At 47.3% G+C, this 713-nt stretch carries 1 protein-coding gene; it reads left to right on the top strand.

From position 1 onward, the window contains the following. Positions 1-127: 127 nt before the first annotated feature. On the top strand, positions 128-713 hold a 586-nt coding region (locus ACS8FD_RS20510), incomplete at its 3' end, for an alpha/beta hydrolase (RefSeq protein ID WP_439277224.1).

The following is a 713-nucleotide window of genomic DNA, read 5'->3' as shown; positions in this document are numbered from 1 at the left end:
GTCAACCAGTGACATCTCTGCCCGCAAGCCATCTAACCATAAGTTGAAGCTGATAGGTGCAAGTATAGTAGCCGTAGGTGCTATTACCTTTGCAACCCAACAGGCTCAAGCATTGTCAGCGCTGGCTGTGGTGAACGGTATCACTGCAAACGGTGGCGTGGGTGTCAGTAAAGATATATTATATGGCGATGAGCCGTTACAAGATTTGGATATTTACTATCCAAAACCGTTGGCGCAGGGTATGAAAGCCGGGAACACTATCGTGGATACTTATCCAATGGTTGTGTTCGTACATGGGGGCTCGTGGGAGAGTGGTAGTAAAGATGAGTATGCGTTTGTTGGTCAAAGCTTAGCCCAAGCAGGTTACGTGACCGCAGTCATCAACTATCGAAAAGCTCCTGAGCATGTATACCCTGATTACGTTAAAGACGCTGCACAGGCAGTTGCATGGAGTATTAATAACGCCTCAAGTATTCATGTCGACCCTAAGCGCTTAGCTGTCATTGGTCATTCTGCTGGCGCGTTCAATGCAGTAGCTGCCGTTTCTAACGAAGACTTTTTGACACCTTACGGCATCAAACCAAACGATATCGCTGCCGTTATTGGTATTGCCGGTCCCTATAGCTATGACTTTCGTAAGTTTGCTAGTGTGACTGCTTTTAGCGCCGATGATACGCCAGATGACGTGATGCCTGATCGCCAAATAAAGGGTA

The organism is Psychrobacter sp. 1U2 (assembly GCF_051847575.1).
This window is presented reverse-complemented; position numbering and strand designations above follow the sequence as displayed.